Origin of the sequence: Streptomyces mauvecolor, from assembly GCF_039532965.1 — a bacterium.
In the GTDB taxonomy this organism is placed as follows: domain Bacteria; phylum Actinomycetota; class Actinomycetes; order Streptomycetales; family Streptomycetaceae; genus Streptomyces; species Streptomyces violascens.
Genome location: NZ_BAAASQ010000016.1, coordinates 115,704 through 142,020 on the forward strand (window position 1 = coordinate 115,704; position 26,317 = coordinate 142,020).

The window sequence follows — 26,317 nt, forward strand, 5'->3', positions numbered from 1 at the left end:
TGGCACCCCCTGCAGGACGTGGTCACCGCATCACACGGCTGACGCGCAGACGTAGGCACGTCGGATCATTCAACTCGAACGTGACGCACCCCACACCGAATTCGGCGAAATCCCTTCCGGCCGACGGCAGTTACCGGCCGCCTCTGGACGCCTCCGCCGGGGCGCGCACATAGTGACGCCCATGACCTCTCTCGTACGCCATGTGACATTCGACTGCGCCGACGCCTACCGCCTGGCCACGTTCTGGGCCGAGGCGCTCGGCGGCACCGTGAGCAAGGAGGACGAGCCCGACGACCCGGAGGTCCTCGTCGAGGCCGAGGGCATCGGCTTGCTGTTCATCCAGGTGCCCGAGGGCAAGGCGGTGAAGAATCGCATCCACCTGGACCTCCAGCCCCAGGACCGCACCCGCGACGAGGAGGCCGACCGCCTGGTGGCCCTGGGCGCCACCCTCCTCGCCGACCACCGCCTCCCGGACGGCAGGGGCTGGCTCACCCTGGCCGACATCGAGGGCAACGAGTTCTGCGTGGAACGCAGCGCGGCGGAGCGGGCGCGTACCCAGTAGAAGCGCACCCGATAAATCGGTTGAGGGGCGCCGAGGGGCTGCCTAATGTGTGGTGCACACGAGAAGGGAGGTGGTTTGACAGATGTATGCAAACCGGACGCGTGAGGTGACTGCGGGCTAACGGCCTGCCAGTCGCACTCTTAGTGCGGTGCCGACATGCCGTCGGCCGAATTCCCAAGCAGTCACCGACCCGCGGGCTCGCCGGTACGTCCGGCCGGCTCCTCTCCGGAGGATCCCGAGCCCGCGGGTTTCTGCATGCCCGGGGCGGGAAGCTCGCCCGGGCTCAGGGCGCGAGGCGCTCCACGCGCCAGGCGGCGCCGTCCGCGACGTACCGGAGGCGGTCGTGGAGGCGGTTCTCGTGGCCCTGCCAGAACTCCACCGTCTGCGGGGCGACCCGGAAGCCGCCCCAGTGTTCGGGGACCGGAACGTCGCCGCCTTCAGGGTAGCGGGTCGCCAACTCCTCGTAGCGGACGGTCAGTTCGGCGCGGGAGGCGATCACCGTGGACTGGGCGCTGGCCCAGGCGCCGAGCTGCGAGCCGTGCGGGCGGCTGCGGAAGTAGCGCTCGGTCTCGGCGCGCGGGACGCGGGAGGCGGTTCCGGTGACGATGACCTGGCGGGCCAGCTGGTGCCAGGGGAAGAGCAGCGAGGCGTACGGGTTGGCGGTGAGTTCGGCGGCCTTGCGCGAGGCGTAGTTGGTGAAGAAGACGAAGCCGTGCTCGTCGTAGGACTTCAGGAGCACCGTGCGGGTGGAGGGACGCCCGTCCGGGGTGGCGGTGGCGACGACCATCGCGTTGGGCTCGTGCAGCCCGCCGGCCACGGCCTCCTTGAACCAGCGTGCGAACTGCCCCATGGGCGTGGTGGCCAGGTCCTCCTCGGCGAGGAGGGTGGTGCGGTACTGCTCGCGCATCGCTGCGGGGTCCAGGTCGGTCACGTGCCCCATCCTGCCGCACCGCCGCCATGGTCCCGGCGGGGGTCCAGTGTGCCCGCGGCGGCGGGGCGTTAACCCTGTGCCGACGAATTGGGGCAGTGTGCCGGATGTCACGCTTCCCCGCATCGGCGGGACCCGCCAAACTCTCGGCTGGGCCACTGTGGCCTCCATACACGCGTGAAGCCTCCGGCGGGATTCCTGACCGCCGTACGGGGCATGACCGAGGGACCCGGGGCGGCACGGCCCGCCCGCAGCCCGACGCACACATCTTGAGGAGCCGCCTGATGTCCGACTTCGTACCCGGACTTGAGGGAGTCGTCGCGTTCGAGACGGAGATCGCCGAGCCGGACAAGGAGGGCGGCGCCCTTCGCTACCGGGGCGTCGACATCGAGGACCTGGTCGGCCACGTCTCGTTCGGGAACGTCTGGGGACTCCTGGTGGACGGGGCGTTCAACCCCGGCCTGCCGCCCGCCGAGCCGTTCCCGATCCCCGTCCATTCCGGGGACATCCGGGTGGACGTGCAGTCCGCGCTGGCCATGCTGGCGCCCGTGTGGGGCCTCAAACCCCTGCTCGACATCGACGAGCGCACCGCCCGCGACAACCTGGCCAGGGCCGCCGTCATGGCGCTGTCGTACGTCGCCCAGTCGGCGCGCGGTCAGGGCCTGCCGATGGTGCCGCAGCGGGAGATCGACAAGGCGGAGTCCATCGTCGAGCGGTTCATGATCCGCTGGCGCGGCGAGCCGGACCCCAAGCACGTCAAGGCGGTGGACGCGTACTGGACGAGCGCCGCGGAGCACGGCATGAACGCCTCGACGTTCACCGCCCGCGTCATCGCCTCGACGGGCGCGGACGTGGCGGCCGCGCTGTCCGGCGCGGTCGGCGCCATGTCGGGTCCGCTGCACGGCGGCGCCCCCTCGCGCGTGCTCGGCATGATCGAGGAGATCGAGCGGACCGGGGACGCGACCGCGTATGTGAAGCGGGCCCTGGACAACGGCGAGCGCCTGATGGGCTTCGGCCACCGCGTCTACCGCGCCGAGGACCCGCGCGCCCGGGTCCTTCGCCGTACCGCGCAGGAGCTGGGCGCGCCGCGCTTCGAGGTGGCTCAGGCGCTGGAGAAGGCGGCCCTGGACGAGCTGCACGCACGGCGGCCCGACCGCGTCCTGGCGACGAACGTGGAGTTCTGGGCGGCGATCGTCCTGGACTTCGCGGAGGTCCCGGCGCACATGTTCACGTCGATGTTCACCTGCGCCCGGACGGCGGGCTGGTCGGCGCACATCCTGGAGCAGAAGCGGACGGGCCGTCTGGTGCGGCCGTCGGCCCGCTATGTGGGCCCGGGTTCGCGCGATCCGCGTTCGATCGAGGGATACGCAGACATCACGGACATCTCACACTGAGCCGGTGGGTGGAAAGCGGACCGCGCGCATGGAGTAGCCGTTAGGCCACTCAGCGCGACACTGTGCCACGTTCGAGCTAGCGTCGGATTTGTCAGGTTTGTCCACCGACATATGGAGTTCAACGTGAGCCTCATACGACGCGCCGCCGTTGTGGTCGCGCTTTCCGCCGCCGTCATCGCCCCCACCGCCGCGTCGGCGCAGGCGGTCCCGCAGCCCGCCCCTCGCGTGGCGGCCGACGATGACGACGGCTACTCGGGCCACCACCACGGCGGCTGGGGGGACGGCGGCGGCTGGGGGGACCACGAGCACAACTTCATCGACATCCTCTAGCCGGGGCTCCGCCCGGAACAGCACGGGCGCGCGCCCGGAACCCTGTGTTCCGGGCGCGCGCCCGTGTCTCGTCCGCGTCCGCGGGCGCCCGTCACTCCACCTCGGGTACGAGGTTGGCCAGCGGGGCCGCCTGGTCGGCCAGCTGCGTCACCTTGCTCGCGTCATTGAGGTGGCTGAGCCCGGCCAGCTGGTCCCTGGTGGTGGGGAACTGGGCCCGGTACTCCTCGGGGATGCCGCTGGTGGCGATGGCGTCGAGCTCGGTGGCCGGGTCGGCCGCCTTGACGAGGCGGTCTACGGGGCTCTCGGCGCTCGCCGCGGACGCGGCGAGGCCCGCGGCACCGGCGGCGACGACAAGGACTGTGGCGATTCGTCGTGTTGAGATCACGTCTGCACAACGGGGAGCGGCAGCGCCGGACACGGTCGCCCCCGGCTCTCACCCGAAACGCCTACCTGCCCGAACAGCCCGCTCGCACAAGGCAACAGCTCCCGCTCGGGGGGAGTAGAACCCCGGACGGGAGCTGCTGGCGCACTGTCCGCGCCGCGACACGGATCCTGTTCCGCTCGGTCCAACGACCGGTGCGGAGAAACGTTCTGCCGGGGCCGTTGGCGCCACCCCGCGCGGGTGATGCCCTAGAGGCCCTGCGGCCAGTCGTACGTCTTGGGTACGGGCCTGGTGTCGGTGTCCCGGGTGAAGACGAGGGCGATCTCGTCGTGGGCGCGCAGCACGATCGCCCCGGGATTCCCGGGGGTCTTGCGGCCGTTGACGTACGCCGTCAGGTGGCGGCCGCCGCCGGCGTGGAGGCCGCCGATGCGGTCCGCGGAGAGCGGCACCCGCCATTCGGCCATGAACTGGCCGAGCGTGAAGACCGCCGGCCGCGGCGACTCGACGTGGATCACGCCGCTGGTGTCGTGGGTGTGCACGGGGCTGATGCGGCGGCGCGGCTCGTCGATGCCGATCGAGGCGGGGACGGTGACGGGCTTGCCGTCGACGAGGACATCCAGGTGGGTGTGGGTGTGCTGCACCGTCCCCTCGGCGGACAGCATCTCCAGGCCCGCCGCCGCGACCGCGGCGGAGGCGTCGGCGGGCGCGGGCCACGGTGGCAGCGCGCCCTGGCCGGCGCCCACGCCGTGCGGGTCGGGCCGTCCGGGCGACGCCGAGGCGCCGCCGGACAGGAGGGCCGCGGCGGTGACGGCGAGCAGCGCTGCGACGGCCCTGCCGAGCGGCGCCGTGGCGAGGACGTTCCTTGACGGACGGGCCATGGGCAAACTCCGGTGCGTAGAGGCCGACTTGAGGGAGTTCAGAGGAGCGCGGCGGCGTCGGGGTCGCCCTGCACGGCGGGCGCGCTCACGTCGGCCACGGGCATGGTGAGGTCGGGCAGCCGCCCGGGCTCGGGCCGGCTGATGGGGGCCCCGAGGTCCGCGCCAGGGGTGGCGGCCCGCAGCTCGGAGCCGGGGCTGACCAGCTCGGGGGTGCCGAGGTTGCCGTCGGTCAGCGGGTTGGGCAGCGGGGTGCCGATGTGCGTGCTGGGCAGCGCGCTGTCGAAGGGGATGGCCGGGACCATGTTCGTCGGCAGGACCTTGCCCTTCTCGTAGCGCGGGCCGTTCGGCGCGCCGGGGATGGGGAGCGGCATGCCCGTCCGCAGGGTCGGGGCGTCGATCGGGAGGGCCGTGTTCAGAACGAACAGGGGGACGTTGATCGGAACAGCCGGCACCTCCGCCGCGGCCGGCGCCACCGCCGCCGCGGTCGCCATGCATGCCATGACGCCCACCAGTCCCGTACGTGAGGTGATTCCCATGGGTGTTCTGTTTCCTTCCCTGGCCTACCCTGCCGTGTCGCCCTGCAAGAACGACCCCGGCGCCCCGATCACTGCAAAGTTCGCCTGCTTGCAGCAACGCTTGCAGCAATGCGAAGTCAATACGGGGTGCTCGTATTGACGGGGCGTGCCCTTGGCCCGGCTCGGGCGTTGTAGCCGACATGAACGTACGTCGATACCTCGCGGCCGCCGCTGCCGGAACCGCGCTCGCCGCCGCCCTGTCCCCCAGCGCCCACGCCCTCGACCTGGGCAACACCCTGAGCGGTGCGGCCAGGACCACGAGCGCCGCGGGCGCGCAGGTCAAGCCCGCGGCCGAAACCGCCGTCGGGGACAGGCTGGGCCGGAAGGTGACCGCCCTGAAGAACGGCGTGCGGGCCGGGACCGAAGCGGTCACGGCCGCCAACGACGCGGTGCGTGCCGGTCACGCACTGGTGAGCTGAACCCCCGACCCGCCCCCGACTCCCGTGCACGAAGGCCGCGCGGCGGCCAGGACGGTGCGAGCGTGAACCACCCCCGGACCCTCCCGGCCCCCGCCGCCGATCTCGCCGACCCGGCATTCTGGAAGCAGCCGCCCGCTCAACGCCTGGCGCGTTTCGCGGAGTTGCGCAGCGAGCCGCGCCCGGTGTTCTTCACCGAGCGCCGGGCCACCCGGCACCGCCCCGAGCGGGGCTTCTACGCACTGGTCCGGCACGCCGACGTCCTGAAGGCGAGCCGTCTGCCGCGTGTCTTCGCGAGTGCCCCGGGTGTCACCTCGCCGGAGCCGGCCCGCTGGGTGCGGGCGGTGTTCGGCGACTCGATGGTCAACCTCGACGGCGCCGACCACACCCGCCTGCGCCGCATCGTCCAGCAGGCGTTCACCCCGCGCCTCCTTGCCGCCGCCGAGGTCAGCATCCGTGATCTCGCCGTACGCATCGTCGACGACATGGTCGCCGAGCGGCCCGACGAGTTCGTCTCGGCGGTGGCCTCCCGCATGTCGTTCGAGGTCATCTGCGCGATGCTCGGCGTCCCCGACGCCTACCGGTACCGCATCGCCCGCCAGATCGACCGGGCCTCCGAGCACGCGGGCGTACGGCGCGGTCTCGGTGCCCGGCTGCTGAGCCCGGGCAAGGGCCTGCGGGCGCTGGCCCGGATGGAGCTGACGGTGGCCCGGCTGGGCCGCGAGCGGCGGCGGCGCCCCACCGGCGACCTCATCTCGGCGCTGGTGTGTGCCGATCTGGACGGCGAGCGGCTGACATATCGTCAACTAGGCTCGTTCTTCTCGCTGTTGCTCGTAGCCGGCGTCGAGACGACCCGCAACGCGATCGCTCACGCCCTGGCCCTGCTGATCAACCATCCCGATCAACATGCCCTGCTGCTCTCGGACTTCGAGAAGTACGCGGACGGCGCCGTCGACGAGATCGTGCGCCATTCGACGCCCATCATCCAGTTCCGCCGGACCGTGACCACCCGCTATGCGATGTCGGGCCACACCTTCCTGCCCGGCGACAAGGTGATGCTCCTCTACGCGTCCGCCAATCGTGACGCCTCCGTGTTCGCCGACCCGGACGCCTTCGACATCACGCGCGATCCCAATCCGCACCTGGGGTACGGGGGCGGCGGCCCGCACTACTGCCTCGGGGCGCATCTGGCACGGCTTGAGATCAAGGCCGTACTGCGCGAACTGCTGACCCGGCCGCTGACCCTGCGCACGCTCGGCGAACCCGAGCTGGGCACCTCCAACTTCGACCACCGCGTACGCAAGCAGCATTTCGCATTTGATGTGACCAACCCCTGAATTCCCGGGCCCGGCCCGGCATCCGTGCCCTCCCAGCGCACGCGGCGTTGTACCGGGCATGAACATTCACCACCGTCTGAAGGCCGCCACCGTCGCGGCGTCGCTCCTGCTCCTGGCCGCGCCCGGCATCGCCGCCGCCGAGGGAAGTGCGGGACACGGCGCCGAGGGAAGCGCGGGACACGACAGCGTCTCCGAGTTCGGCCAGTCCAAGGTGCTCGGCGGGCAGGGCAGGGTCGGCGAGGCGCTCAGCAACGGCATGGCCATGATGAGCGGGGCCCTCCAGCGCGGAGGCGGCACGACCGGAGCCAACTGAGACCCGGGCCCGCCGGAAGGCCTCCCCGATGGCCCCCTCGCCCCGGAGCGTCCCGCCCTCGTGGAAGGCCGCGCTGTGCGCGCTGGTCCTGCTGCTGTCGGCGCTGGTTCCGCTCGCGTCCGAAAGTCTCCGGCAGGGCCCGCTGCCCCCCGCGTCCCGCACCGCGGCGGGCGTCTTCACGGGGTCGGACGCGACCGGCATCGGCAGGCTCGCGGCGGTCGAGAAGTGGCGCGGCCGGGGCCTGCTGCTCGCGGGCCACACCTATCTGCCGGGCGGCACGTGGCGCGACATCGAGGGCCCGCCGGAGCTGCTCGCACCCTGGGCCCGCTGGCGCCACCAGCGGGCGGACCGGGTCTTCGTCCTCAATGTGCCGATGCTCGACCACAGCGAGGATGGCCTGTCCGACGAGCAGGTCCGCGCGCTGCTCGGGCAGGGCGCCCGGGGCGCCTTCGACGACCACTTCAGGCGCCTCGCCCAGCACCTGATGGATCTCCGACTCCCGGACACCATCGTGGTGTTGGGCTGGGAGATGAACGGTGTCACCTACACCCACCGCTGCGGCCCCGACCCCGGCGCGTGGCAGAGGTACTGGCGCCGGATCGTCACGGCGATGCGTACGGTGGCGGGCCGACGGTTCCGGTTCGACTTCGCGCCGAACCGGGGGCGGGACGCCGTGCCGTGGACGGACTGCTATCCGGGCGATGCCTATGTGGACATCATCGGCATGGACTCCTACGACCAGCCCGAGGGCCTGTCCTTCCGCGGCCAGGTCGAGGAGCCGTACGGGCTGCGGGCGCAGGTGCGGTTCGCCGCCCGGCACCACAAGCCGGTCTCGTACCCGGAGTGGGGGCTCTTCCGCAACGGGGACGACGCGGACTACATGCGCGACATGGCCCGCTGGTTCCGCACCTACCGGCCCGTCTACCAGACCCTGACCGACTACTGCCCGCACGGCGTGTGGGAGTGCGCCGCCCATCCGGAGGCCGCGCGTGCCTATCGCGCGAGGTGACCTGCGGCATCCCCGGACGCCGTGGGTTGCGCCGTGTGGGGGCGCGGGCTGCGCCGGACGGGTTGTCTGCCGGTCGCGGCTCGCGTGGTCCAGGGGCCGCGTCGGCGCTGATCCCAATTATGCGTATCAGCATCTGATTCCCCCTCCGGATTTCCTGTTGAAGGGTCGCAGGCATGTACAAGTTCACGGGTCCCGCAGCGCGGGCCGCTCTCGTCGCGGGTCTGGTCTCCGTGCTGGGCGCCGGATACGCGGCGCACGCCACGGACCATCCCGTCCCGGCCTCGCCGCACAGCACGTCCGCCCCGCACTCCGACGCCGGGCAGGGCAAGGGGAACGGCTCGGGCAACGGACCCGAGGCCGCTCCCCGACCGCACCACGGACACCCCTCCTTCGCCGTGCGGTGGGGCGAGGAGCCCCCTGGCTACGGCGTCGAGGACTACGGCTACGGCTACAGCTACGGCGAGGAGACGCCGTGGTCGCCCGGACCCACCGAGACCCCGCCGCAGCACACGTCCACCCCGACCCCGACGGTCAAACCGACCTGGGGTGAGGAGACCCCGCCGGCCAGCACGCCGCCGACCGGACCCCCGTCGTCTCCCCCGGACACCTGGACGCCGACTCCCACGCCGACGTACCCGACGCCCACCCCGCCGGAAGAGTCGACGCCGGGCACGCCCGGGAGCAGCTCGTCCCCGTCGGCCCCGCCGCACCTCGCGCACACCGGCGCCGGATCCAAGGCCTCCCTGTTCGGCGCGCTGAGCGCGGGCGCGATCGTCACGGGGGCCGCGGCGGTGGCGCTCACCCGGCGGGCTTCGCGGAGCAAGTGCGAGAAGTAGCCAGCAGCGGCCCTTCCCGCCCGTGACCGGTGCAGAACCGTTTTGGACGCAGGTGTCCGTTACCTATGACCGATCGACACGTTGAAGTGAAATGACGACTGCGTGTCTGCGGTCGCGTGTCCATCCAAGGAGAACTCTGATGTCTCGTATCGCGAAGACGGCCGCTGTCGTCGCCGGAGCGGGCGCCGTGGCGCTGGCCGGTGCGGGTATTGCCGCAGCCGACGCTGGCGCCGAGGCCGTCGCATCGCACTCCCCCGGAGTCCTCTCCGGCAACCTGCTCCAGGTTCCGGTGCACGTCCCGGTCAACCTCTGCGGCAACTCGGTCAACGTCATCGGGGTGCTGAACCCGGCGTTCGGCAACACCTGCGTCAACGAGGACAGCCACCACGAGGGCGGCTACGGGGAGTAGATCCCCACCCTCCGGCCGGGCGCCCACGCGGCGGTCGGCCGGTCATGAGTCCAGCGGTACCAGCGGCCTCCCGGATTTCTCCCCCCGGGAGGCCGTCGCCGTGTCAGGCGTATCGGTAGATCCCGCTGTGGTCCAGGACCGACAAGGGCGTGACGTCGAACGGCGGCATCAGCTCCCTGAGCGAGGCCACCCGGCCGTGCTGCGGGTCCCCCTCCGGGGGCGGCGCCTCCGGGAGGTAGCGCTTGGAGCCGGGATGGGCGGCCTGCCAGCGCGACCAGAGGCTGTCGACGTACGCGTGGTGGAGCCAGAACAGGGGGTCGTTCACGGCGGCCGCGCCGACCATCACGCCGCTGACCCAGCGGTGCACCTGGTTGTGGTTGCGGAACCGGGCCTCGCCCGAAGCCGTCGTCCAGCCCTCGATCTTGTTGCGGAACCCGGTCCTGCTGGTGGAGTTCCACGGCGGGACGTCATAGACGGGGTCGGCGAGTGCGCGGTTCACGTCGGCGGGGGTGGGCAGGTGGATGGGATGCGAGGGGCGGCCCATGTCCCGGGTCAGGAAACGGCCTTCGGTGACGTTGACCGAGATCTCCCACTGCCCGCGGGCGTACGCGAAGGGACCGGTCATGACCTGGAAGTCGCCGCGCCGCCCGTTGCCGCCCATGAAGTCCTCGGCCCAGAGCGACGAGGCGGGCGAGTTGTCCCGCGTCCAGTCCCAGTAGGGCAGCGTGACCCGGGGGTTGACCCGCTGCAGCGCCTGCTCGAAGACCAGCAGGAACCGGCGGTGCCACGGCAGGAACGACGGCGCCATGTGCGCGACCCGCAGCCCGACGTCGCCGTCCGAGACGTAGAACGCGATGTGGGTCCGCACGAACTGGTCGTACACGCCGGTTCGCTTGAGTTCGAGTACGGCGCTGACGAAGGCGCGGCGTTCGGCGCTGGAAAGGTTCCGCTGGTTCTTACGCGTGTACACCACTGACGGCACCCTCCTCGTGGCCGTGCACGGGGACGAAGGCGAGCCGGGCAGCGCCGAGCTCGGCCGCGGCGGCGCGCGCGGCTTCGCGGGCGGTGGCGTACGACTCGTAGTGGTCGACGGAGCTCAGGTAGCTGCCGTCGGCGCGGCGCATCAGGTCGAGCTGCCGGCCGTCCACGAACGCGGTGACCTCGGTGCTGTCGGCCTCGATGGGCCAGCCCTGGATGCGGTGCCCGGCGTACATCTCGTCGAAGGTGAACCCGTCGTCCGGCTGCGGCGTGGCCGCGCCCGCGGGCTCGCCATAGGCCGGGGCGGCCGGGATGCGGGAGAGCGCGGCCGCGGTGAAGGCGACGGTCGCCGAGGCGAACAGGGCGCGCAGCAGACCGCGCCGGGCGATGCGCCAGGTGGTACGGGGCGGGGGCGTGCCGGGCCGGGTGGGTTCGGGGGCGCGGCCCCTGGGGCGGGTGCGGCCCGTCCGGTGTGCGTGCCAGAAGTGTGTCGCGTCGTTCATCGGCGTCTCCCTCGTGCTCGCTCGCGCGGACTCGTCCGGCACATGCGTGGGCCCCGGAAGCCTTCGTGGTCCCGGGGCCCCTCCAAGCGTCCGCTCTCCTTGTTCGATGCCGGTTCAACGAGACCCGGAGTCACAGGAAACGGCCGCCGCCTCACGGCACGGCAGCGCGCGGGCTCTCCCCGGGCCGGTACTGGTTGCACGGCCCGGGGAGGCTTCAACCATGCGACTGGTCAGTGGAGTCAACGCTTCCGCTCGCGTGGTGTGTCGGCGTGCGCGGACGATTCACGCGGTCGGCCCAACGTTCCTGCCGGCCTCAGCCGGTCCAGAAGTCCCACCAGCGGGTCAGGATCAGCATCCCGACCACCCCGATGTGCAGCACGGGCACGGCCCAGCCGAACTCGGCGAACAGCGGCCTGGCCCAACTTGGCGCGGGCAGCGCCGAGTTGACCACATTGAGCGCGGTGACCCGCCAGAACAGGACGATGGTGGCGACCCACGCCAGGCAGCACCACAGGCACAGCGCGTCGATCCGGTAGAGCGACTCGAACTGGAGCCAGCTGACGAAGACGACCCCGGCCAGCGCCCCCGCGTTCAGCGTCAGCCAGTACCAGCGGCCGAACCGGCCGCCCCCGAGCAGGCTCATGCCGACGCAGACGACGATCCCGTACGCGACCAGACCCAGCATCGGGTTCGGGAAGCCGAAGACGGAGGCCTGGGCGCTCTTCATGATGCTGCCGCAGGAGATCACCGGGTTGAGGCTGCACCCGGGTACGAAGTCCGGGTTCCTGAGGAGCTCGAACTCGTCGAGGGTGATGACCCACGAGGCGAGCAGGCCGGCCACGCCGGTGAGCACGACCAGCCAGGCGAAGCCGCGGCCCGCGCCGAAGGGGGTGCGGCCCGGCGGCGGGCCGGACGGATCGGTGGCCGGCGCCTGGTGCGGGATCGTCCCGGGAGTGGGCATGGCTGTCGTCTCCACTTCTTGTCCGGCGGTGGGGGTCAGCCGCGCAGGCGGCGGACGGGGAGGACGCAGTGACCGGCGGTGGAGATGGTGTCCTCGTCTCCCGCGAACGCCCTCAGGCGCTCGTCGCCCACGGCGATCCCGGGCAGCGCCTCGGGCCAGGAGCGGGTGGCGAACATGAACTGGACGGTGCCGCGCCGCTCGGCGGCGACGAGCCACTCGGGCGGCACCGGGCACTGGACGGTCAGCGACGGCATGGTCAGGACGGCCTGGCCGCCCTGGACGACGAGGGTCACCGGGAGCGCGGCCCCGCGGTCCTTGTCGAGCACGCTGCCGGCCGGCATGCCCAGTTCGTCGAGCAGCGCCCGCGCCGCGGTCTCGGCGCCCTCGGGCCCCTCGGTCCCGTCACCGAGCGGGTATGCCATGAGGAACGGCACGTCATCGCTCTCGTCGGGGTGTTCGCCGCTCCACGCGATGACGACGAGCGAGCCCAACAGGACGGCCCTGGACGGCTCCACGGCGCTGGTGGCTGAAGTCATGCCGGGACTCTAGGACATTCCGGACCCGGCGCTTCGCTGCCGTCACCCATCCGGATGAAACGCGCCTTCGCGTCTTCGCGCGCCCCCTCGCATCGCTTCCGCGGCCCTCCGCGGCCTTTCCGTGCCGGGACGCAGCAGGGCGGCCCCGTGATCCCCAACTCCACGGAGCCGCCCGTCCTGAACTACGCGACCGGCGAGAACCGGCGCCGATTCAGTCGGAGTTGGCGCACGCGTTCCCGAACGCCGGGTCCAGGGCGCCGATGACGCTGACGGTGTTGCCGCACACGTTGACCGGCACGTGCAGGGGAACCTGCACCACGTTGCCCGAAATGACGCCGGGCGAGTGCTTGGCCTCACCCTGCGCACCCGCGTCGGCGAAGGCGGCACCGGAAGCGGCACCCGTGACAAGGCCCGCGGCAGCAAACGCCAGAGCGGTCATCTTGGCTGTGTTCATGGTGAAACCTTCCGTTCGGGATGGCTTCAGCGTAGGCAAACACCCAGAAGGCGCCGGAAGCGAACACGCCGGGTTTATTGTCTTTCCCTCGTACAGCGCACGAACGGACGGATTGTCCGATCAATTCACTCTGGGAAAACAGGAGTTCACCCTGAGGCGACCAGCATGCGGCGATCAGCCGACCGGAAGGCCGCCGATGAGCTGGTCCGGGCTGGTCGCCCCGTCGGTCTTCCTGATGCTCTTGGCGGTGCCGACCACGGTGTGGTGCAGCGAGTCGTCCGCCTCGGGGGTGAGCAGGCTGGTATGGATGGGCTGCACGTCGGACAGGTTCGCGTCGGCGACGTTCTGGGCAATGGTGTCGAGACCGCCATTGAGGCTCATGGGCGTGAGCTCACCGGCCTTGAAGGCCGGCGCCGCCGGTGGCGTGATGTTGCCGGCCGCGAAGGCCGGCGCCGCCGCGCCCACGACCGCGAGGGAGCCGGCGAGTACCGCAGCAACCTTCATCGACTTCATCATCATTCCTTCCGCGGCGAGTTGGATCGCCGAATGGGCCGCACGCACCGCACACCGCTGGCGCCGTGCGTGTCTCTGAAAGCATTGCGCTGCTTCGCCCTGGGTAACGACTCCCGGACGATTGGGAAACCCTTCGGGCACCGATTCATGGGCTGCTGCCGCCCAATTGCGGAAATCCGCAGATACTCGTATGGGATTTCATGAATTGCGGTGCGCGGAAGGCGAGTTGAGGATCCGCGCCGGTTCCCGGACGGCCGAGAGCGCCGGTCCCGATGGCGGGCCGGCGCTCTCGGCGGGGATACGGCTCAGCCGACGGGCAGGGGCACCGGCAGCGCGGGCAGGGGGAGGCCCGGCAGGGCGGGCAGCGGCAGGCCGCTGCCGAGCAGGACGGCCAGGATGACGCCGATGAGGCCGGTGAGCACCGCGGTCGCCGCGGCCAGGATGGCGACGACATCGCCCTTGGTGACGGCGGCGACGAGATCGGCGATGGCCTTCTTGGCCGCCGCGATCGCGTCGTCCTTGATGTCCACCGGGGCCCCGGACTTCTGCGGTCCGCCGAGCGGAATCCCGGGGGCGGTGGGCGCCGCCGGGGCCGCCGCCTTGACCGCGTCGAGGGCGGCCGTCGCCTTGGCGGCCAGCGCCGTGGCGTCGGCCGGGGACGCCCCGCCGAGCACGCCGTTCAGCAGGTCGGTCACGGTCGAGAGCAGCGGCCCGATGGGGCCCAGCTGCTTGATCTGTGCGAGCAGGGCGTCGGCACCCGGTACCGGTACGTCGGCACGGACCGATCGCGGCGGCTGGAAGTCGGCGGCCATCGCCGTTTCAGCGGATCCGATGACGATCGCGGTCGAAAGGGCCACGGCGACCAGTCGCCGCGGTGTGCGTACGCGCATGAAACGGTGCTCCTTCGGTGAGACGTGTGAATCTTTCTCACCGTCCGCGGGCACCGGAACGCCCGCAACCGCATGGCCGTCCTGTCGGACCGTCAGGTCGGCAGAGCACCGCCTCTAGCTGGCACAACTCCGAACACCGAGCCCCCTGGTGACCTACCGCCATCCGGGGCAGCACAAAGCCCCGGCGGCTCCGGGAGGGGAGCGGCCGGGGCTTCGGCGAGGAACTACTTGTTGACGCAGGTGTTGCCGAACACCGGGTTCAGCAGACCGATCACGGTCACCGTGTTGCCGCAGACGTTGACCGGGATGTGGACGGGGACCTGCGCCGCGTTGCCGGAGGCGACACCGGGGGAGTGGGTGGCCGCGCCGTGCGCGTCGGCATTGGCGGAAGCGACGCCGGCCCCACCGGCGATGGCTGCGGCGGCAGCGGTGGACAGGACCAGGGCCTTCGCGGTACGCGACATGGAGAAGCACTCCTAGATTGAGAAAGTCATTGACCGGGTGTGGTCACTCGACCTACACCCCAACGCGGCCCCGGGCGCACGGTTTTGCCCCTAACGGGTGAACCGGGGTTTCGGAGACCGCGAAATCGGCCAAAGGGCGGGTCCGGACCGTGAACGCCGGCCGCGTCCACGGTCCGGGGGCGTCACCCCTGCGGATTACTTGTTGACGCAGGGGTTGCCGAATGCGGGGTTCAGCAGACCGATCACGGTCACCGTGTTTCCGCACAGATTCACCGGTACATGGACCGGGGCCTGGAGCAGGTTGCCCGACAGGACGCCCGGCGAGTCCTCGGCAACGCCCTCGGCGCTCGCCCCGCCGCCGTGTCCCGTGGCCGCCGCCATACTGGCTCCGAGCAGCACGATCGCGGCGCCGGCACCCGTCGACACGGCAGACTTGGCCATTCGATTCATTGCTATTTCCTTTCGGCTGGAGAAGAGGGCACCGATACAACGAGAGGGCCGTCAACTGGATACGCGCGATCCCCCGAAGGAGACACTCCGGCGTACGCATTCATGACGGAACCAGGTTGTAAATACGGTTACAGTGCTCCCCGCCGCCCCGGGCAGGTCAAAGCGCGGGGAACTGCGGCAGCCGGAGGACCGGTTATGCGTAATTCGCAGGGCGGGACGCTGCGAGGCGAGCCCCGCAGCATCATTTGTTCAGCTTTCATTTCGAGCGCCAGACCGGAGTGACCGCGCATGCCGACGAGAGCGAACTCCCCGGGCGGACCCGGTGGACCGGGGCCCGCGGGGGGCCTGAGTGTCCTGCACGTGGTCCAGCCCGTCGAGGGGGGCGTGGCCCGAGTCGTCACGGACCTGGTGCGGGACCAGCTGCGCGACGGATTCCGGGTCGCCGTGGCATGCCCCGAGGCCGGCCCGCTGAGCGCCGAACTGGCCCGCCTGGGTGCCCGGGTGCACCCGTGGCGGGCCACCCGCTCGCCCAGCCCCGCGCTGCTCGGCGAGACGCTGCGGGCGGCCCGGCTGATCCGGCGCGTACGCCCCGATGTCATCCACGCGCACAGCGCGAAGGCCGGCGTCGCCGCGCGGCTCGCGGCGCGCGGCAGGGTGCCCACCGTCTTCCAGCCGCACGCCTGGTCGTTCGAGGCGGTCGACGGGATCACCGCCCGCCTTTCCCGGGGTTGGGAGCGCGCCGCCGTGCGCTGGACCTCGCGCGTCGTGTGCGTCAGCGAGGGCGAGCGGGCCACGGGGCTGCGGGCCGGCGTCCTCGCACCCTGCTCGGTCATCCCCAACGGCGTCGACCTCGACCACTACCGCGCGCCCGACGACACACCGTCCCCCGACGACGCTCCCCTGGTCGTCTGTGTCGGACGGCTGTGCCGGCAGAAGGGCCAGGACGTACTGCTCCGCGCCTGGCAGGACGTGCGCGCGGCGGTTCCCGGCGCGCATCTCGTGCTGGTCGGCGACGGTCCGGACCTCCCGGCGCTGCGCGCGTGCGCGCCCCGCTCGGTGTCCTTCACCGGGTCGGTGTCCGACACCGCCGCCTGGTACCGGGCGGCCGATCTGGTCGTGCTGCCCTCGCGCTGGGAGGGGATGGCGCTCGCCCCGCTGGAGGCGATGGCGTGCGGCCGGCCGGTGGTGGTCACCGATGTCGGGGGCTCGGCCGAGAGCCTCGCACCGGGACACGCCCCCCTCTGTCTCGTACCGCCGGACGAACCGGACCGGTTGGCGCGCGCGATCACGCATCTGCTGACCAACCCGGCGCTGCGCACCGTCCTCGCCCGCCAGGGGCACGAGCACGTATCCACCACCCACGACGTGCGGCAGACGGCCCGAAGCATCGCGGAGGTGTACCGCGACGTGGCCGCCCTGCAGCGCTCCGAGCACAGGGAACGCATCAGCCAGTGACCGCGGAAAGCATCGTCCCGTCCGCCGGGGGGCCGCCCCACGGCACCGGGATGTCATCGGGAACCGTTTCGGTGGTCACGCCCCGCGAGGCGCCGGACCACTTCGCCCTGCCGGCCGGGCGGCCGCGCACGGGACGGGCGTTCGTGTCCGCCCTGCTCACGGTGGACTGCGCGGCCGGGCTGCTCGGCATGCTCGTGCTGCCGTACTCCGGGCTGCCGCCCGGGCCCGCCGCGCTGCTCGTGGCCGCGGTGCTCGTGCTCAACGCCCAGGCCGGGCTCTACCGGCCGACGATGGCGCGGGGGGTGCTCGCCGACGTGCCCGCGCTGTTCTTCCGCGCCCTGATCGGCTGGTGCCTGCTTTCGACCGTGCTCGCCCACCAGAGCGCGCTGGTCCACGAGCCGTCCGCCGCGCCGCTCGCGGTGTCCGCGGTCGCGGCGGGCTGCGCCGTCCAGACGCTGGTGAGCTGCGCGGGGCGCGGCGCCGCGCTGTGGCTGCGGCGCCGGCAGGCCGTCCGCAGGCCCCGGCCCACCCTGGTGGTGGGCCCGGCGGCCAGCGCCGTCCGAGTCACGGCCGCGCTGGTGCGCCAGTCGAGCGGCGGCATCCGGCCGGTCGGGATGGTCGTGCCGCCGTCCGAGAGCGCCGTCGAGGCGGGGCCCGTGCCGGTGCTGCGCAGCCTGGAGGACGTCCAGCGCGCCGTCATCCAAAACGGGGTGCAGGACTGCCTGTTCACCCACGAGGCCACGACTTCCGTATCCCCGGAGCTGCTTGAGGGCCTGGGCTGCACCCTGTGGCAGCTGGACACGCGCGCACCCGGCCATGCCGTACCCCGCCAGCAGTCGGACGAGGTGGCCGCCTTCCCCTGCCGCCCGCTGACCACCGCCCCCGCCACCGCGCCGGGCCTGTTCTTCAAGCGGCTCCTCGACCTGGCCGTCACCGTGCCCGCGCTGATGGTCGCTGCCCCCGTCCTCGCCGTGTGCGCCCTCGTCCTGCGCCGCAGCGACGGGCCCGGGGTCCTGTTCCGGCAGGAGCGGATCGGGCTCGGCGGGCGGGCGTTCACCCTCCTCAAGTTCCGCACGCTGCGTCCCGACACCGCGCACGAGGCCGCCACCCGCTGGACCATCGCCGACGACCAGCGCATGAGCCGCGCCGGGAACTTCATGCGGCGTACGTCCCTGGACGAGCTGCCCCAGCTGTGGAACGTGATCCGCGGCGACATAAGCCTCGTCGGCCCGCGGCCCGAACGCCCTTATTTCGTGGCCCAGTTCAGCCAGGCGCACCCCGGCTACGCGGCCCGCCACCGGATGCCGGTCGGGCTGACCGGGCTCGCCCAGGTGCAGGGGCTGCGCGGCGACACCTCGATCGAGGACCGGGCCCGCTACGACAACTACTACATCGACCACTGGTCGCTGTGGCAGGACCTGTGCATCCTGCTGCGCACCGCGGTCTGTCTCGTCCGCCCCACAGGGAGCTGAGCGTGCACGCCCTCGCGGCCGCGCCGCCGATGTCCGTCCCGGCCCCGCTGCGCCGGGCCCTGCACCTGCTGCCGCTGCTCGCGGTGATCGCCCTGCTCGCCACTCCCCCGCTGGGCAGCGAGGGCTCGGCGACCGCCGCCGACGCGGCCTGCGGGGTGCTTGTGGTGTGGGCGGTGGTGCGGGTCCTGCGCGAGGGTGCCCGGCCGCTGAGCCGTACGGCCGCTCTCGTCATGGGGCTTCCGGTGACCGGGATCTGCGTGGCCGCGATGGGGGCGGCCGGTCCCGGCACGGCCGTCGCCGGGCTCGGGCGCTACCTCCAGATCTTCGTGCTCGTGCCGCTCGCCGTGCTGCTCCTGCTGCGCGACCGCGACGACTTCCGGGTCGCCGCGGCGGCCGTGGTGGCGCTCGCCCTGTTCGAGGGCGGCGTCGGCGTCGTGCAGTACCTGACCTCCACCGGCGCCTCCTACATGAACGAGGACATCCGGGCGGTCGGCACCTTCGGCGCCTCGGACATCATGGGCATGGCCACCGTGGTGTCCTGCGGGCTGCTCTGCTCGGTCGGCCTCGCCCTCGACCCCGGCGCGAGCCGCGCCCACCGCCGGGCCGCGCTCGCCTGCGCGGCCCTCCTGCTGCTTCCGCTCGCCGTGTCGTTCAGCCGGGGCGCCTGGATCGCGACGGCCGTCGCGGCCTGCGCCCTGCTGCTGCTCTCCGGGGTGCGCCGCGCGCTGGCCGTCCTCGCGGTGATCGCGGCGACCACCGTCGTCCTGGCGGGCGCGAGCGGGTCCGGCACCCAGATGCTCCAGGAGCGGCTCGCCAGCATCACCCAGGTCGAGAGCGCCCCCGACCAGTCCGTGACCGACCGCTACACCATGTGGGCGGCAGCAGAACTGATGTGGCGTCAGTCCCCGCTCACCGGCGTCGGGTTGAAGGGCTTTCCCGACCACCGCGACGCGAACTCCTCGCTCGCCCTGTCCTCCGGCAGCGACACCGCGGGCGCCGGCGCCGCCTTCAAGCGCCAGCCCCTGCTCTCCCCGCACAACATGTACCTCCTCGTCCTGAGCGAGCAGGGCCTGCTCGGCGTGGTCACCCTCGTCGGCGCCTGGGCCGCGCTCCTGGTCGCCGGCGTACGCAGGCTGCGCCTCACGCGCAGGCGGGGCGCCCCGATGGACTGCGCGCTCGTGGCGAACGGCCTCCTGATCTGGCTGCTCGTCGACTTCTTCTACGGTGACATCGGCGGCCCCTCGACCGCGGTGACCGCGCTCGTCCTCGGCCTCGCCGCCTGGTGGGCACTGGCCGCGCACAGGACGGCACGCCCGTGACGAAGATCGTTCCGCCGCTCGCCCCCACGAACACACCCGAACTCGGCACCTCCGGGCGGCTGTTGGCGCGGGCCGCGCTCCTCACCGCCGGGCTCACGGTCGCCGGAGCCCTCCTCGGCCTGCTGCGCGACCAGGCCTTCGCGCACTACTTCGGCGCCGACACCGACACCGACGCCTTCCTGGTCGCCTGGACGGTCCCCGAGGTCGCGGCGACGCTGCTGATCGAGGACGGCCTGGCCTTCGTCCTCGTACCCGCGTTCAGTCTCGCCCTGGTCGGACGGGCCCGGCGCACCGGCCCCGATCCGGTACGCGCCCTGGTCGCGGCCACCCTGCCCCGGCTGATGCTCGCGCTGGCCGGGGGCGGCGCGGTACTGATCGCCGCCGCCCCCGCCGTGGTCGCGGTGCTCGCGCCCGGGCTGCCCCGCGCGGACCTGGCCGTCGACTGCACCCGGCTGACCGCGACGTGCGTGGTCACCTTCGGGCTCACCGGATACTGCAGCGCCGCCCTGCGCGGGCACGGCCGCTTCCTGGCCCCCGCGTCGATCTACGTGGCGTACAACGTGGGCATCATCGCGCTGCTCCTGGTGCTCGGCCGAGCGTGGGGGGTGCGGGCCGCGGCGGCCGGGGTCGCCCTCGGCGGCGTCCTCATGATCCTCGTCCAGCTGCCCGCGCTGTGGCGCAGCTGGCGGGACCGGGAGCCCGTCGTCTCCCTGCCCGCCGCGCGGCGGCCGGACCGGGGCACGGCGCAGGCGCTCCGGCTCGCCCTGGTCGCCCCGATCGTGGTGTTCGCGCTCAGCCGCCAGACACAGGTCCTCATCGAGCGGTTCCTCGCGGCGCCGCTGCCCGCCGGGGCCATCTCGCATCTGAACTACGCCCAGAAGGTGGCGCAGATGCCGATGGTGCTCTCGCTGATGCTGTGCACGGTCACCTTCCCCGTGATCGCGCGCGCCCTCGCCGCGGGCGACACCGAGCGGGCCCGGCGCCGGGTGGAGAGCGACCTGATCGTGGCGGGCACCATCGTGCTGGTCGGCGCCTCCGTGGTGGTGGCGTGCGCCCCGCAGATCATCCAAGTCCTCTTCCAGCGCGGCGCGTTCACCGTCCACGACACCGCGGCGACCGCGGACGTGATGCGCATGTACGCGCTCGGGCTGCTCGGCCAGACCCTCGTCGGGGTGCTCGCCCGCTCCTACTTCTCCGAGGCCCGGCCCCTGTGGTTCCCGGCCTGCTCCATGCTCGCCGGCCTCGCCGCGACCGCCGTGGCCGGAGCCCTCGCCGTACCCGTGTGGGGCGCGCCCGGCATCGCCGCCGCCAACGCGCTCGGCATCACGCTGACCGCGCTCCTGCTCCTGTGGGGCAGCGGGCGGCGCCGCACGGCGCTGTCCGTGCGCTGGGTGGGCGGCCAGCTCGCCCGGCTCGTGGCGGCCGCGGCCGGCGCGACCGCCGTCTGCTGGTGGACGGCGCACGAAACATCACATCCCGTACTGGCACTGGCAGTCGGGGCCACCTCGGCCGTCGTCGTGTTCGCGGTCGTGGCCCGTCTGCTGCGGGTCCGGGAGTTCTGTCTGCTGTTCCGTCCCGTCACACGAAAGCTCTGGCATGCCCGTTGACACGGCAGTCGGCGACCCGTGGGGTCCGCTGACCGGTTCGCGCCCCCGCCCCGCCGCACCGCTGTGGGTGGCCATGTACCACTCGGTGACCCACACCACGGACGATCCGTACCGCATCACCGTCTCCCCGCGCCGGTTCGAACGGCAACTGCGCTGGCTGCGAAGACGCGGCCTCAAGGGGGTGAGCATGGCCGAGCTCATCCGGGCCCGCACGGCCGGCACCGTGCAGGGCCTGGTCGGCCTCACCTTCGACGACGGGTACGCCGACTTCACGGCCGAGGCCCTCGCCCTGCTGCGCCGCTACGAGTGCACGGCGACCGTGTTCGTCCTGCCGGGCCTGCTCGGCTCCACCAACGAGTGGGACCCGCTGGGCCCGCGCAAGCCGCTCCTCGACGAGCGCGGCATCCAGCAGGCCGCCACCTGGGGCATGGAGGTCGCCTCGCACGGCCTGCGCCATCTCGACCTCACCCACGCCGACGAGGACACCCTGCGCCGCGAGGTGCACGAGAGCAGGCAGCTCCTCCTCGACCTGGTCGGGCACGACGTGGCGGGCTTCTGCTACCCGTACGGCGCCGTCGACCTGCGCGCCGTCGCCGCGGTCCGCGCGGCCGGCTACCAGTACGCCTGCGCCATCGACCCGGGCCCGCTGACCGGCCGCTACGCCCTGCCGCGCGTCCACGTCGGCGAGCGCGACACCGCCTGGCGGCTGCACCTCAAGCGCGCCCTGCACCGCTGGCGCCGGCACGAGCCGGCCGACCTCCCGGAGGGCCCATGAAGGTCCTGCACGTCATCACCGGCCTCGGCATCGGCGGCGCCGAGCAGCAACTCCGGCTGCTGCTGGGGCAGCTGCCCTACGAGGCCGACGTCGTCACGCTCACCAACCCCGGCGCCGTGGCCCGCGCCATCGTCCGCGACGGCGGCCGGGTGCGGAACCTGGACATGGCGGGCAACCGCGACCTCATGGCGGTCCCCCGGCTCACCAGGCTCATCCGGCGCGGCCACTACGACGTCGTCCACACCCACCTGTACCGGGCCTGCCTGTACGGCCGCCTCGCGGCGAGGCTCGCCGGGGTGCGCACCATCGTCGCCACCGAGCACTCCCTGGGCGAGGCCCGCATCGAGGGCCGCCGGCTCGGCCCCGCCGTACGCGGCCTCTACCTGGCGAGCGAGCGGCTCGGCACCACGACCGTCGCGGTGTCCCCCACCATCGCGCGGCGCCTGGCCCGCTGGGGTGTGCCCGAGCACCGCATCCAGGTGGTCCCGAACGGCATCGACGCCGCCCAGTTCGCCTTCAGCATTCCCGCCCGCGTCTCCGTGCGCCACCAACTCGGGCTGCCGATAAAGGCGTTCGCAATCGGCGCGGTCGGCAGGCTGGCGGCGGGCAAGCGGTTCCACGTCCTCATCGACGCGCTCGCCGCACTCCCGGACGCCTGGCTGGTGATCGCGGGCGGCGGCGCACAGGAGCAGCCGCTGCGGGCCCGCGCCGAACGGCTCGGCGTGGCCGCCCGGGTGGTCTTCGCGGGCGAGTGCGTCCAGGACGGCACGACCCCGGCGGGCCACCGCCCGAGCCTGGCCGGGCTCCTCTCCGCGGTGGACTGCCTGGCCTCCCCCTCCAGTGAGGAGGCCTTCGGCCTGGCCGTCGTGGAGGGCCTGGCGGCCGGGCTCCCGGTGGCGTACGTGACCTGCCCGGCGATCGACGACCTGCCCGCCGGATCAGCGCCCGGCGCGCGGCGCACCGGCCGCACGGCCGCCGCGTTCACCGACGTACTGGACGAATTCCGGCACGCGGGCCGCGCCCGCCTCCCCGTCCCCGACGCGGTGCGCGGCTACTGCGTGACCACGACCTCGGCCCAGCTGGTCGAGGTGTACGAGGCGGCCGCGGCCCGCGCGCCACGGCCGCACCCGGCGTACGACCGGGCAGGCCTCCGCCTGCCCGGCCCGGCGCACGCCCCGACGGACGTCTCGGCGAACAACTCGGCGAACAACTCGGCTAAAGAGGAGTCCAGATGAGCAGATTCTCCGGCCCGCGGCAGCGTCGCAGCATCCGCCGCCCACTGCGCTCCCGGACGTTGCCGCGCTGGTGGCCGCTGCCGGTGTGCGCGCTGCTCGGCGCGACGGCGGGCGGTGCGTACGGCGTGGTGAAGACCCCGGAGTACACCGCGACCAGCTATGTCGTGGTCACCCCCGCCGAGAAGGCCGACCCGTCGGTCGCGCTCGGTTTCGCCCAGGCGTACGGCCGGGTCGCCACCCAGGTCGCGGTCATCGGGGACGCCCAGGTGTGGGCGGGGGTGAGCGCGAACACCCTGCGCGGCAGCGTGCAGACGGCGACCTCGCCCGACGCGCCGATGATCGCGATCACGGCCACCTCGCCCCGGGCCGGGGACGCCGCGGGCATGGCCAACGCGGTGGCCCGGGCCCTCACCCTGAACGGCGCCCACACCCAGGCCGCCACCGGGGTGAAGGTGGTTCAGTTCTCGCGCGCGGCCAAGCCCCTGGCCCCCTCGTCCCCGTCGGCCACGCTGACGACACTGGTGGGCGGCTGCGCGGGCGGGCTCCTCGGCGGCCTCACCCTCCTGGCCCGGCCGCGCCGCAGGCCCGCATCCGCATCCGCATCCGGTACCGAGGCCGCGGCCTCGGTACCGGCCCCGGCCGGCGCCTCCTCCGTACCGCAGGAGGTCGGCTGATGTCGCGGCTCCGCGTGGAGGTGTGCACGGACGACCTGGGCTTCGCCGACCTCGCCCCCCACTGGCGCCGGCTGCACCGGAGTTGCCGCACGGCGACGCCGTTCCAGAGCCACGCGTGGCTGCACTCCTGGTGGCTGTCGTACGGGGCGCGGGGGCGGCTGCGGGTCCATCTCGCCTATCGCGACGGCGAGTTGGTCGGCGCGGCTCCGCTGATGCGGGTGCTGCGCCCGCTTCCGGCGCTCGTCCCGCTGGGCGGCACCATCTCCGACTTCACGGACGTACTCCTGGACGACACCTGCGCAGAGGAGGCCGCGGACGCCCTCACGGGGGCGCTGATGGCCTCGGCGCGCGGCGCCCTGATCGACCTGGGCGAGGTGCGCGCGGGCGGCGGCGCCGAGCGGATCCACGCCCACTGGCCTTCCGCACGACGCCAGTTGAGTGATTCACGCTGCCTCGAACTGCCCGCCGAGGGCATGGACGCGCTCCTCTCGCGGCTCCCGTCGAACCGGGCCCAGCGGGCCCGCGCCAAGCTCCGCAAGATCGACGCGCTGGGCATCGAGCAGCGCGACGTACCGCCCGAGGAGGTACCCGGAGCGCTGCGCACGCTGCTCGAACTGCACGGGCTCCAGTGGCAGGGCCGCGGGGTGACGCGCGAGCACCTGCGGCCGCGGTTCGAGGAGCATCTGGCGCGCGCGGTGGGCGAGATGACGCGGCAGGGCGACGCGGTGGTCACCGAGTTCCGCCTGGACGGTGAGGTGGTCGCGGCCGATCTGACCCTGCTCTCCCCGGCGCTCGCGGGCGGCTATCTGTACGGGGCGCACCCCGGACTGCGCGGCCGCAAGGTGGACGTGGCCACGATGCTGCTGCGGTCCTGCGCCCAGCGCATCGACGGCAGCGGCCGGGCCGCGCTGAGCATGCTGCGCGGCAACGAGCCGTACAAGCAGCACTGGCGGCCCGAGGTCCGGGTCAACCAGCGCTTCCTGCTGGCCCGGCGGCGCACCCTGCCGCTGCTGTGGGCCAGCGCGCTGCACGCGGGCCTGCGGCGCCGGGCGGGCGCCGCGCTGCGGGCGCTGCGGCAGTGGCGGGACGGCAGGCGCCGCCCCGCCACGGAGCCCTCAGGACCGGCGTGAGTACCAGTCGAGGCGGAGGCAGAGCTTGCCTCCGATCCAGTACTCGACCCAGGGGTTGAGGTCGAGCGGCGTGCAGTTGGCGGGCGGCGTGGGCGTGACGGGCGCGGTGGGCTTGGGGCTGGGCGCGGTCGGGGGCTGGGGAGTCACCGGGGCCGCAGGGACGGCCGGGGTGACCGGCGTGACCGGAGCGACCGGGGTGACCGGCGTGACCGGGGTCGCGGGCGCCGTCGGCTGCGGGACGGGGTCCTTGCGGCCGAACAGGAGCGAGCGGTAGACCTCCGAGGCGAGGGGGTTGTCGGTGCACTCCCACACGCCGTGCGGGCAGTAGTCGGTGATGGTGTTGTAGACCGGCTGGTGCGTGTCCATCCAGGCCAGCATGCGGCGCATGTATTCGGGATTGTCGCCGTTGCGGAAGAGCCCCCATTCCGGATAGGAAATGGGCTTCTTGTGCGCGGCGGCGAAGTCCACGTGCTGCTGGAGTCCGTACGGCTCTTTGACCTGCTTGTCGAAATCCTGGCCCGGGGGCTGGTCGTATGAGTCCATTCCGATGATGTCGACGAGATCGTCACCCGGATAGCAATCCGTCCACGGCACCGCGTCGCGGCCCCGGCTCGGCGCGAAATCGAAGCGGAATTTCTGCCCCGGCACGGAACGCATCGCGGTGACCGCGCTCTTCCAGTATTTCTTCCACGCGGCCGGATCGGGCCCGCAGCGATGGGTGTACGTGGTGCCGTTCATCTCCCAGCCGAGCACGATGACCGTGTCCGGGATCTTGAGCTCGACCAGCCGCTCGGCCAGCTTCTTGAAGTGCTCGTCGTAGTCCCCGTTGGCGCCGCGCGCCAGCAGCCGGCGTACCCGGGCGTCGGGCAGACCCTCCTCGTTGAGGGCCTGCATCGGGACGTTGAGGACGAGGGTGCGGTCCGCGCGCTCGCGGCGCCAGGTGGCCCAGTCGTCGAGGAACCCCGCCTTCCCCTCGATGTCGGACCAGTTGTTCCCGGGCAGATACGTGTGCCCGACCCGGATGTCGGCGCCGCCCAGCCATTTCTCCAGGGCCGCGATGCGTTTCACCCCGAGGGCGCCGGAATCCAGAAAGGCGCCGAAATGCGCGACGGAGGGGTGGGCGGGGGGAGGATCGCTGCCCGCCCCGGGTTGGTGGACCCTGGGGTGCGGGGTATCGGCACCGGGCGCCAGTGCCAGGCTGCAGAGGGCGCCCGCCGCCAGAACGCTCGTGGTGAAGGTGGCCGCTCGATGACGTCGCTGACGCATGTGCGCTCCCTTGGTTCTGAGGACCTCCCCGGATTCCCGGTTGGAAAATATTCTTATTGCGCCGATAGGGAAGATAAGCAGCCCACGCCGTAAGCCCCCCGAACGGGGGTACGGGGAAATGGCGGCATTCTGAGGCCCCCTCACCAACCCTCCGGGCAGGGGCCGGTACGCCGAAGGGCCCGGCTCCCGAGGAGGAGCCGGACCCTTCGGCGTACGAACGCGTGCGACCAACTGTCGTTATGTATACGGGAGTTACGGCGGAACCG

General features: G+C 72.5%; 31 protein-coding genes. 17 read left to right on the forward strand and 14 right to left on the reverse strand.

The window, feature by feature from the left end; translation table 11 throughout:
- Positions 1–181 precede the first annotated feature (181 nt).
- Positions 182–562 (forward strand): VOC family protein, encoded by a 381-nt coding sequence (locus tag ABD346_RS21790; protein ID WP_344376976.1) that lies wholly within the window; start codon positions 182–184, stop codon positions 560–562.
- Between the two features lie 283 nt (positions 563–845).
- Here the strand turns inward: ABD346_RS21790 and pdxH are convergent, their stop codons facing one another.
- Complete coding sequence (gene pdxH / locus ABD346_RS21795; protein WP_381227951.1) at positions 846–1,502, reverse strand: pyridoxamine 5'-phosphate oxidase; 657 nt, start codon at positions 1,500–1,502, stop codon at positions 846–848.
- Between the two features lie 272 nt (positions 1,503–1,774).
- On the opposite strand from pdxH, the gene ABD346_RS21800 reads away from it, so the two are divergent.
- Both ABD346_RS21800 and ABD346_RS21805 read left to right on the forward strand, forming a co-directional pair.
- Positions 1,775–2,884, forward strand: a complete 1,110-nt coding sequence (locus tag ABD346_RS21800; protein WP_344376977.1) for a citrate synthase 2 — start codon at positions 1,775–1,777, stop codon at positions 2,882–2,884.
- Positions 2,885–3,007: 123 nt separating this feature from the next.
- The gene (locus tag ABD346_RS21805) at positions 3,008–3,214 is read left to right on the forward strand and encodes a hypothetical protein (RefSeq protein ID WP_344376978.1); all 207 of its coding nucleotides are present in this window, start codon (positions 3,008–3,010) and stop codon (positions 3,212–3,214) included.
- Positions 3,215–3,305: 91 nt separating this feature from the next.
- Here the strand turns inward: ABD346_RS21805 and ABD346_RS21810 are convergent, their stop codons facing one another.
- From ABD346_RS21810 to ABD346_RS21820, 3 genes are all read right to left on the reverse strand, one after another.
- Positions 3,306–3,599, reverse strand: coding sequence for a hypothetical protein (locus tag ABD346_RS21810; protein WP_344376979.1), 294 nt, complete (start codon positions 3,597–3,599; stop codon positions 3,306–3,308).
- Between the two features lie 245 nt (positions 3,600–3,844).
- Entirely contained in the window at positions 3,845–4,474 is a 630-nt protein-coding gene (locus ABD346_RS21815; RefSeq protein ID WP_344376980.1) for a hypothetical protein, read from the reverse strand.
- A gap of 38 nt (positions 4,475–4,512) precedes the next feature.
- The gene (locus ABD346_RS21820) at positions 4,513–5,010 is read right to left on the reverse strand and encodes a hypothetical protein (RefSeq protein ID WP_344376981.1); all 498 of its coding nucleotides are present in this window, start codon (positions 5,008–5,010) and stop codon (positions 4,513–4,515) included.
- A gap of 179 nt (positions 5,011–5,189) precedes the next feature.
- On the opposite strand from ABD346_RS21820, the gene ABD346_RS21825 reads away from it, so the two are divergent.
- From ABD346_RS21825 to ABD346_RS21850, 6 genes are all read left to right on the forward strand, one after another.
- A complete protein-coding gene (locus ABD346_RS21825; protein WP_344376982.1) occupies positions 5,190–5,468 on the forward strand; it encodes a hypothetical protein in 279 nt (92 codons plus the stop codon).
- 62 nt (positions 5,469–5,530) lie between these two features.
- Complete coding sequence (locus ABD346_RS21830) at positions 5,531–6,802, forward strand: cytochrome P450 (protein ID WP_344376983.1); 1,272 nt, start codon at positions 5,531–5,533, stop codon at positions 6,800–6,802.
- Positions 6,803–6,860: 58 nt separating this feature from the next.
- The gene (locus tag ABD346_RS21835) at positions 6,861–7,115 is read left to right on the forward strand and encodes a hypothetical protein (protein ID WP_344376984.1); all 255 of its coding nucleotides are present in this window, start codon (positions 6,861–6,863) and stop codon (positions 7,113–7,115) included.
- A gap of 28 nt (positions 7,116–7,143) precedes the next feature.
- Positions 7,144–8,124 carry a glycoside hydrolase family 26 protein gene (locus ABD346_RS21840; protein ID WP_344376985.1) on the forward strand — a complete coding sequence of 327 codons (981 nt, stop codon included), beginning with the start codon at positions 7,144–7,146 and terminating at the stop codon, positions 8,122–8,124.
- A gap of 173 nt (positions 8,125–8,297) precedes the next feature.
- Complete coding sequence (locus tag ABD346_RS21845) at positions 8,298–8,960, forward strand: hypothetical protein (RefSeq protein ID WP_344376986.1); 663 nt, start codon at positions 8,298–8,300, stop codon at positions 8,958–8,960.
- A 139-nt stretch (positions 8,961–9,099) separates the two neighbouring features.
- The gene (locus tag ABD346_RS21850) at positions 9,100–9,369 is read left to right on the forward strand and encodes a chaplin (protein ID WP_344376987.1); all 270 of its coding nucleotides are present in this window, start codon (positions 9,100–9,102) and stop codon (positions 9,367–9,369) included.
- Positions 9,370–9,472: 103 nt separating this feature from the next.
- On the opposite strand, the gene ABD346_RS21855 is transcribed toward ABD346_RS21850, so the two are convergent.
- The 9 genes from ABD346_RS21855 to ABD346_RS21895 all read right to left on the reverse strand — a co-directional run bounded on the left by ABD346_RS21855 (position 9,473) and on the right by ABD346_RS21895 (position 15,118).
- Entirely contained in the window at positions 9,473–10,342 is an 870-nt protein-coding gene (locus ABD346_RS21855; protein WP_344376988.1) for a tyrosinase family protein, read from the reverse strand.
- Positions 10,326–10,850: a tyrosinase family oxidase copper chaperone gene (locus ABD346_RS21860; RefSeq protein ID WP_344376989.1), complete on the reverse strand. Its 525-nt coding sequence runs from the start codon at positions 10,848–10,850 to the stop codon at positions 10,326–10,328. The genes ABD346_RS21855 and ABD346_RS21860 overlap by 17 nt, the downstream gene beginning before the upstream one ends.
- Positions 10,851–11,163: 313 nt before the next feature.
- The gene (locus ABD346_RS21865) at positions 11,164–11,811 is read right to left on the reverse strand and encodes a vitamin K epoxide reductase family protein (RefSeq protein WP_344376990.1); all 648 of its coding nucleotides are present in this window, start codon (positions 11,809–11,811) and stop codon (positions 11,164–11,166) included.
- 35 nt (positions 11,812–11,846) lie between these two features.
- Positions 11,847–12,347, reverse strand: coding sequence for a DUF5949 family protein (locus ABD346_RS21870; RefSeq protein WP_344376991.1), 501 nt, complete (start codon positions 12,345–12,347; stop codon positions 11,847–11,849).
- 211 nt (positions 12,348–12,558) lie between these two features.
- Positions 12,559–12,801 (reverse strand): chaplin, encoded by a 243-nt coding sequence (locus ABD346_RS21875; protein ID WP_344376992.1) that lies wholly within the window; start codon positions 12,799–12,801, stop codon positions 12,559–12,561.
- Between the two features lie 174 nt (positions 12,802–12,975).
- A complete protein-coding gene (locus ABD346_RS21880; RefSeq protein WP_381227965.1) occupies positions 12,976–13,305 on the reverse strand; it encodes a hypothetical protein in 330 nt (109 codons plus the stop codon).
- A gap of 314 nt (positions 13,306–13,619) precedes the next feature.
- A complete protein-coding gene (locus ABD346_RS21885; RefSeq protein ID WP_344376994.1) occupies positions 13,620–14,204 on the reverse strand; it encodes a hypothetical protein in 585 nt (194 codons plus the stop codon).
- 224 nt (positions 14,205–14,428) lie between these two features.
- Positions 14,429–14,668, reverse strand: coding sequence for a chaplin (locus tag ABD346_RS21890; RefSeq protein ID WP_344376995.1), 240 nt, complete (start codon positions 14,666–14,668; stop codon positions 14,429–14,431).
- Positions 14,669–14,863: 195 nt separating this feature from the next.
- Complete coding sequence (locus ABD346_RS21895; RefSeq protein ID WP_381227970.1) at positions 14,864–15,118, reverse strand: chaplin; 255 nt, start codon at positions 15,116–15,118, stop codon at positions 14,864–14,866.
- A gap of 360 nt (positions 15,119–15,478) precedes the next feature.
- Between ABD346_RS21895 and ABD346_RS21900 the strand changes: the two genes are divergently transcribed.
- From ABD346_RS21900 to ABD346_RS21935, 8 genes are read left to right on the forward strand one after another with little or no spacing between them, the layout of a single operon-like run.
- Entirely contained in the window at positions 15,479–16,573 is a 1,095-nt protein-coding gene (locus tag ABD346_RS21900; RefSeq protein WP_344376998.1) for a glycosyltransferase family 4 protein, read from the forward strand.
- Positions 16,574–16,623: 50 nt separating this feature from the next.
- Positions 16,624–18,045: a sugar transferase gene (locus ABD346_RS21905; protein ID WP_344377000.1), complete on the forward strand. Its 1,422-nt coding sequence runs from the start codon at positions 16,624–16,626 to the stop codon at positions 18,043–18,045.
- A gap of 29 nt (positions 18,046–18,074) precedes the next feature.
- Positions 18,075–19,364, forward strand: a complete 1,290-nt coding sequence (locus tag ABD346_RS21910; RefSeq protein WP_344377161.1) for an O-antigen ligase family protein — start codon at positions 18,075–18,077, stop codon at positions 19,362–19,364.
- Positions 19,361–20,971: a murein biosynthesis integral membrane protein MurJ gene (murJ, locus tag ABD346_RS21915; RefSeq protein WP_381227974.1), complete on the forward strand. Its 1,611-nt coding sequence runs from the start codon at positions 19,361–19,363 to the stop codon at positions 20,969–20,971. The genes ABD346_RS21910 and murJ overlap by 4 nt, the downstream gene beginning before the upstream one ends.
- Positions 20,961–21,746 (forward strand): polysaccharide deacetylase family protein, encoded by a 786-nt coding sequence (locus ABD346_RS21920; protein WP_189961711.1) that lies wholly within the window; start codon positions 20,961–20,963, stop codon positions 21,744–21,746. The genes murJ and ABD346_RS21920 overlap by 11 nt, the downstream gene beginning before the upstream one ends.
- A complete protein-coding gene (locus tag ABD346_RS21925) occupies positions 21,743–22,981 on the forward strand; it encodes a glycosyltransferase (protein WP_344377001.1) in 1,239 nt (412 codons plus the stop codon). The genes ABD346_RS21920 and ABD346_RS21925 overlap by 4 nt, the downstream gene beginning before the upstream one ends.
- A complete protein-coding gene (locus ABD346_RS21930) occupies positions 22,978–23,655 on the forward strand; it encodes a YveK family protein (RefSeq protein WP_344377002.1) in 678 nt (225 codons plus the stop codon). Before ABD346_RS21925 ends, ABD346_RS21930 begins: the two co-directional genes overlap by 4 nt.
- Entirely contained in the window at positions 23,655–24,785 is a 1,131-nt protein-coding gene (locus tag ABD346_RS21935) for a GNAT family N-acetyltransferase (RefSeq protein WP_344377003.1), read from the forward strand. The genes ABD346_RS21930 and ABD346_RS21935 overlap by 1 nt, the downstream gene beginning before the upstream one ends.
- Here ABD346_RS21935 and ABD346_RS21940 read toward each other — a convergent pair.
- Positions 24,771–26,051: a glycoside hydrolase family 26 protein gene (locus ABD346_RS21940; RefSeq protein WP_344377004.1), complete on the reverse strand. Its 1,281-nt coding sequence runs from the start codon at positions 26,049–26,051 to the stop codon at positions 24,771–24,773. The genes ABD346_RS21935 and ABD346_RS21940 overlap by 15 nt on opposite strands.
- Positions 26,052–26,317: the final 266 nt, after the last annotated feature.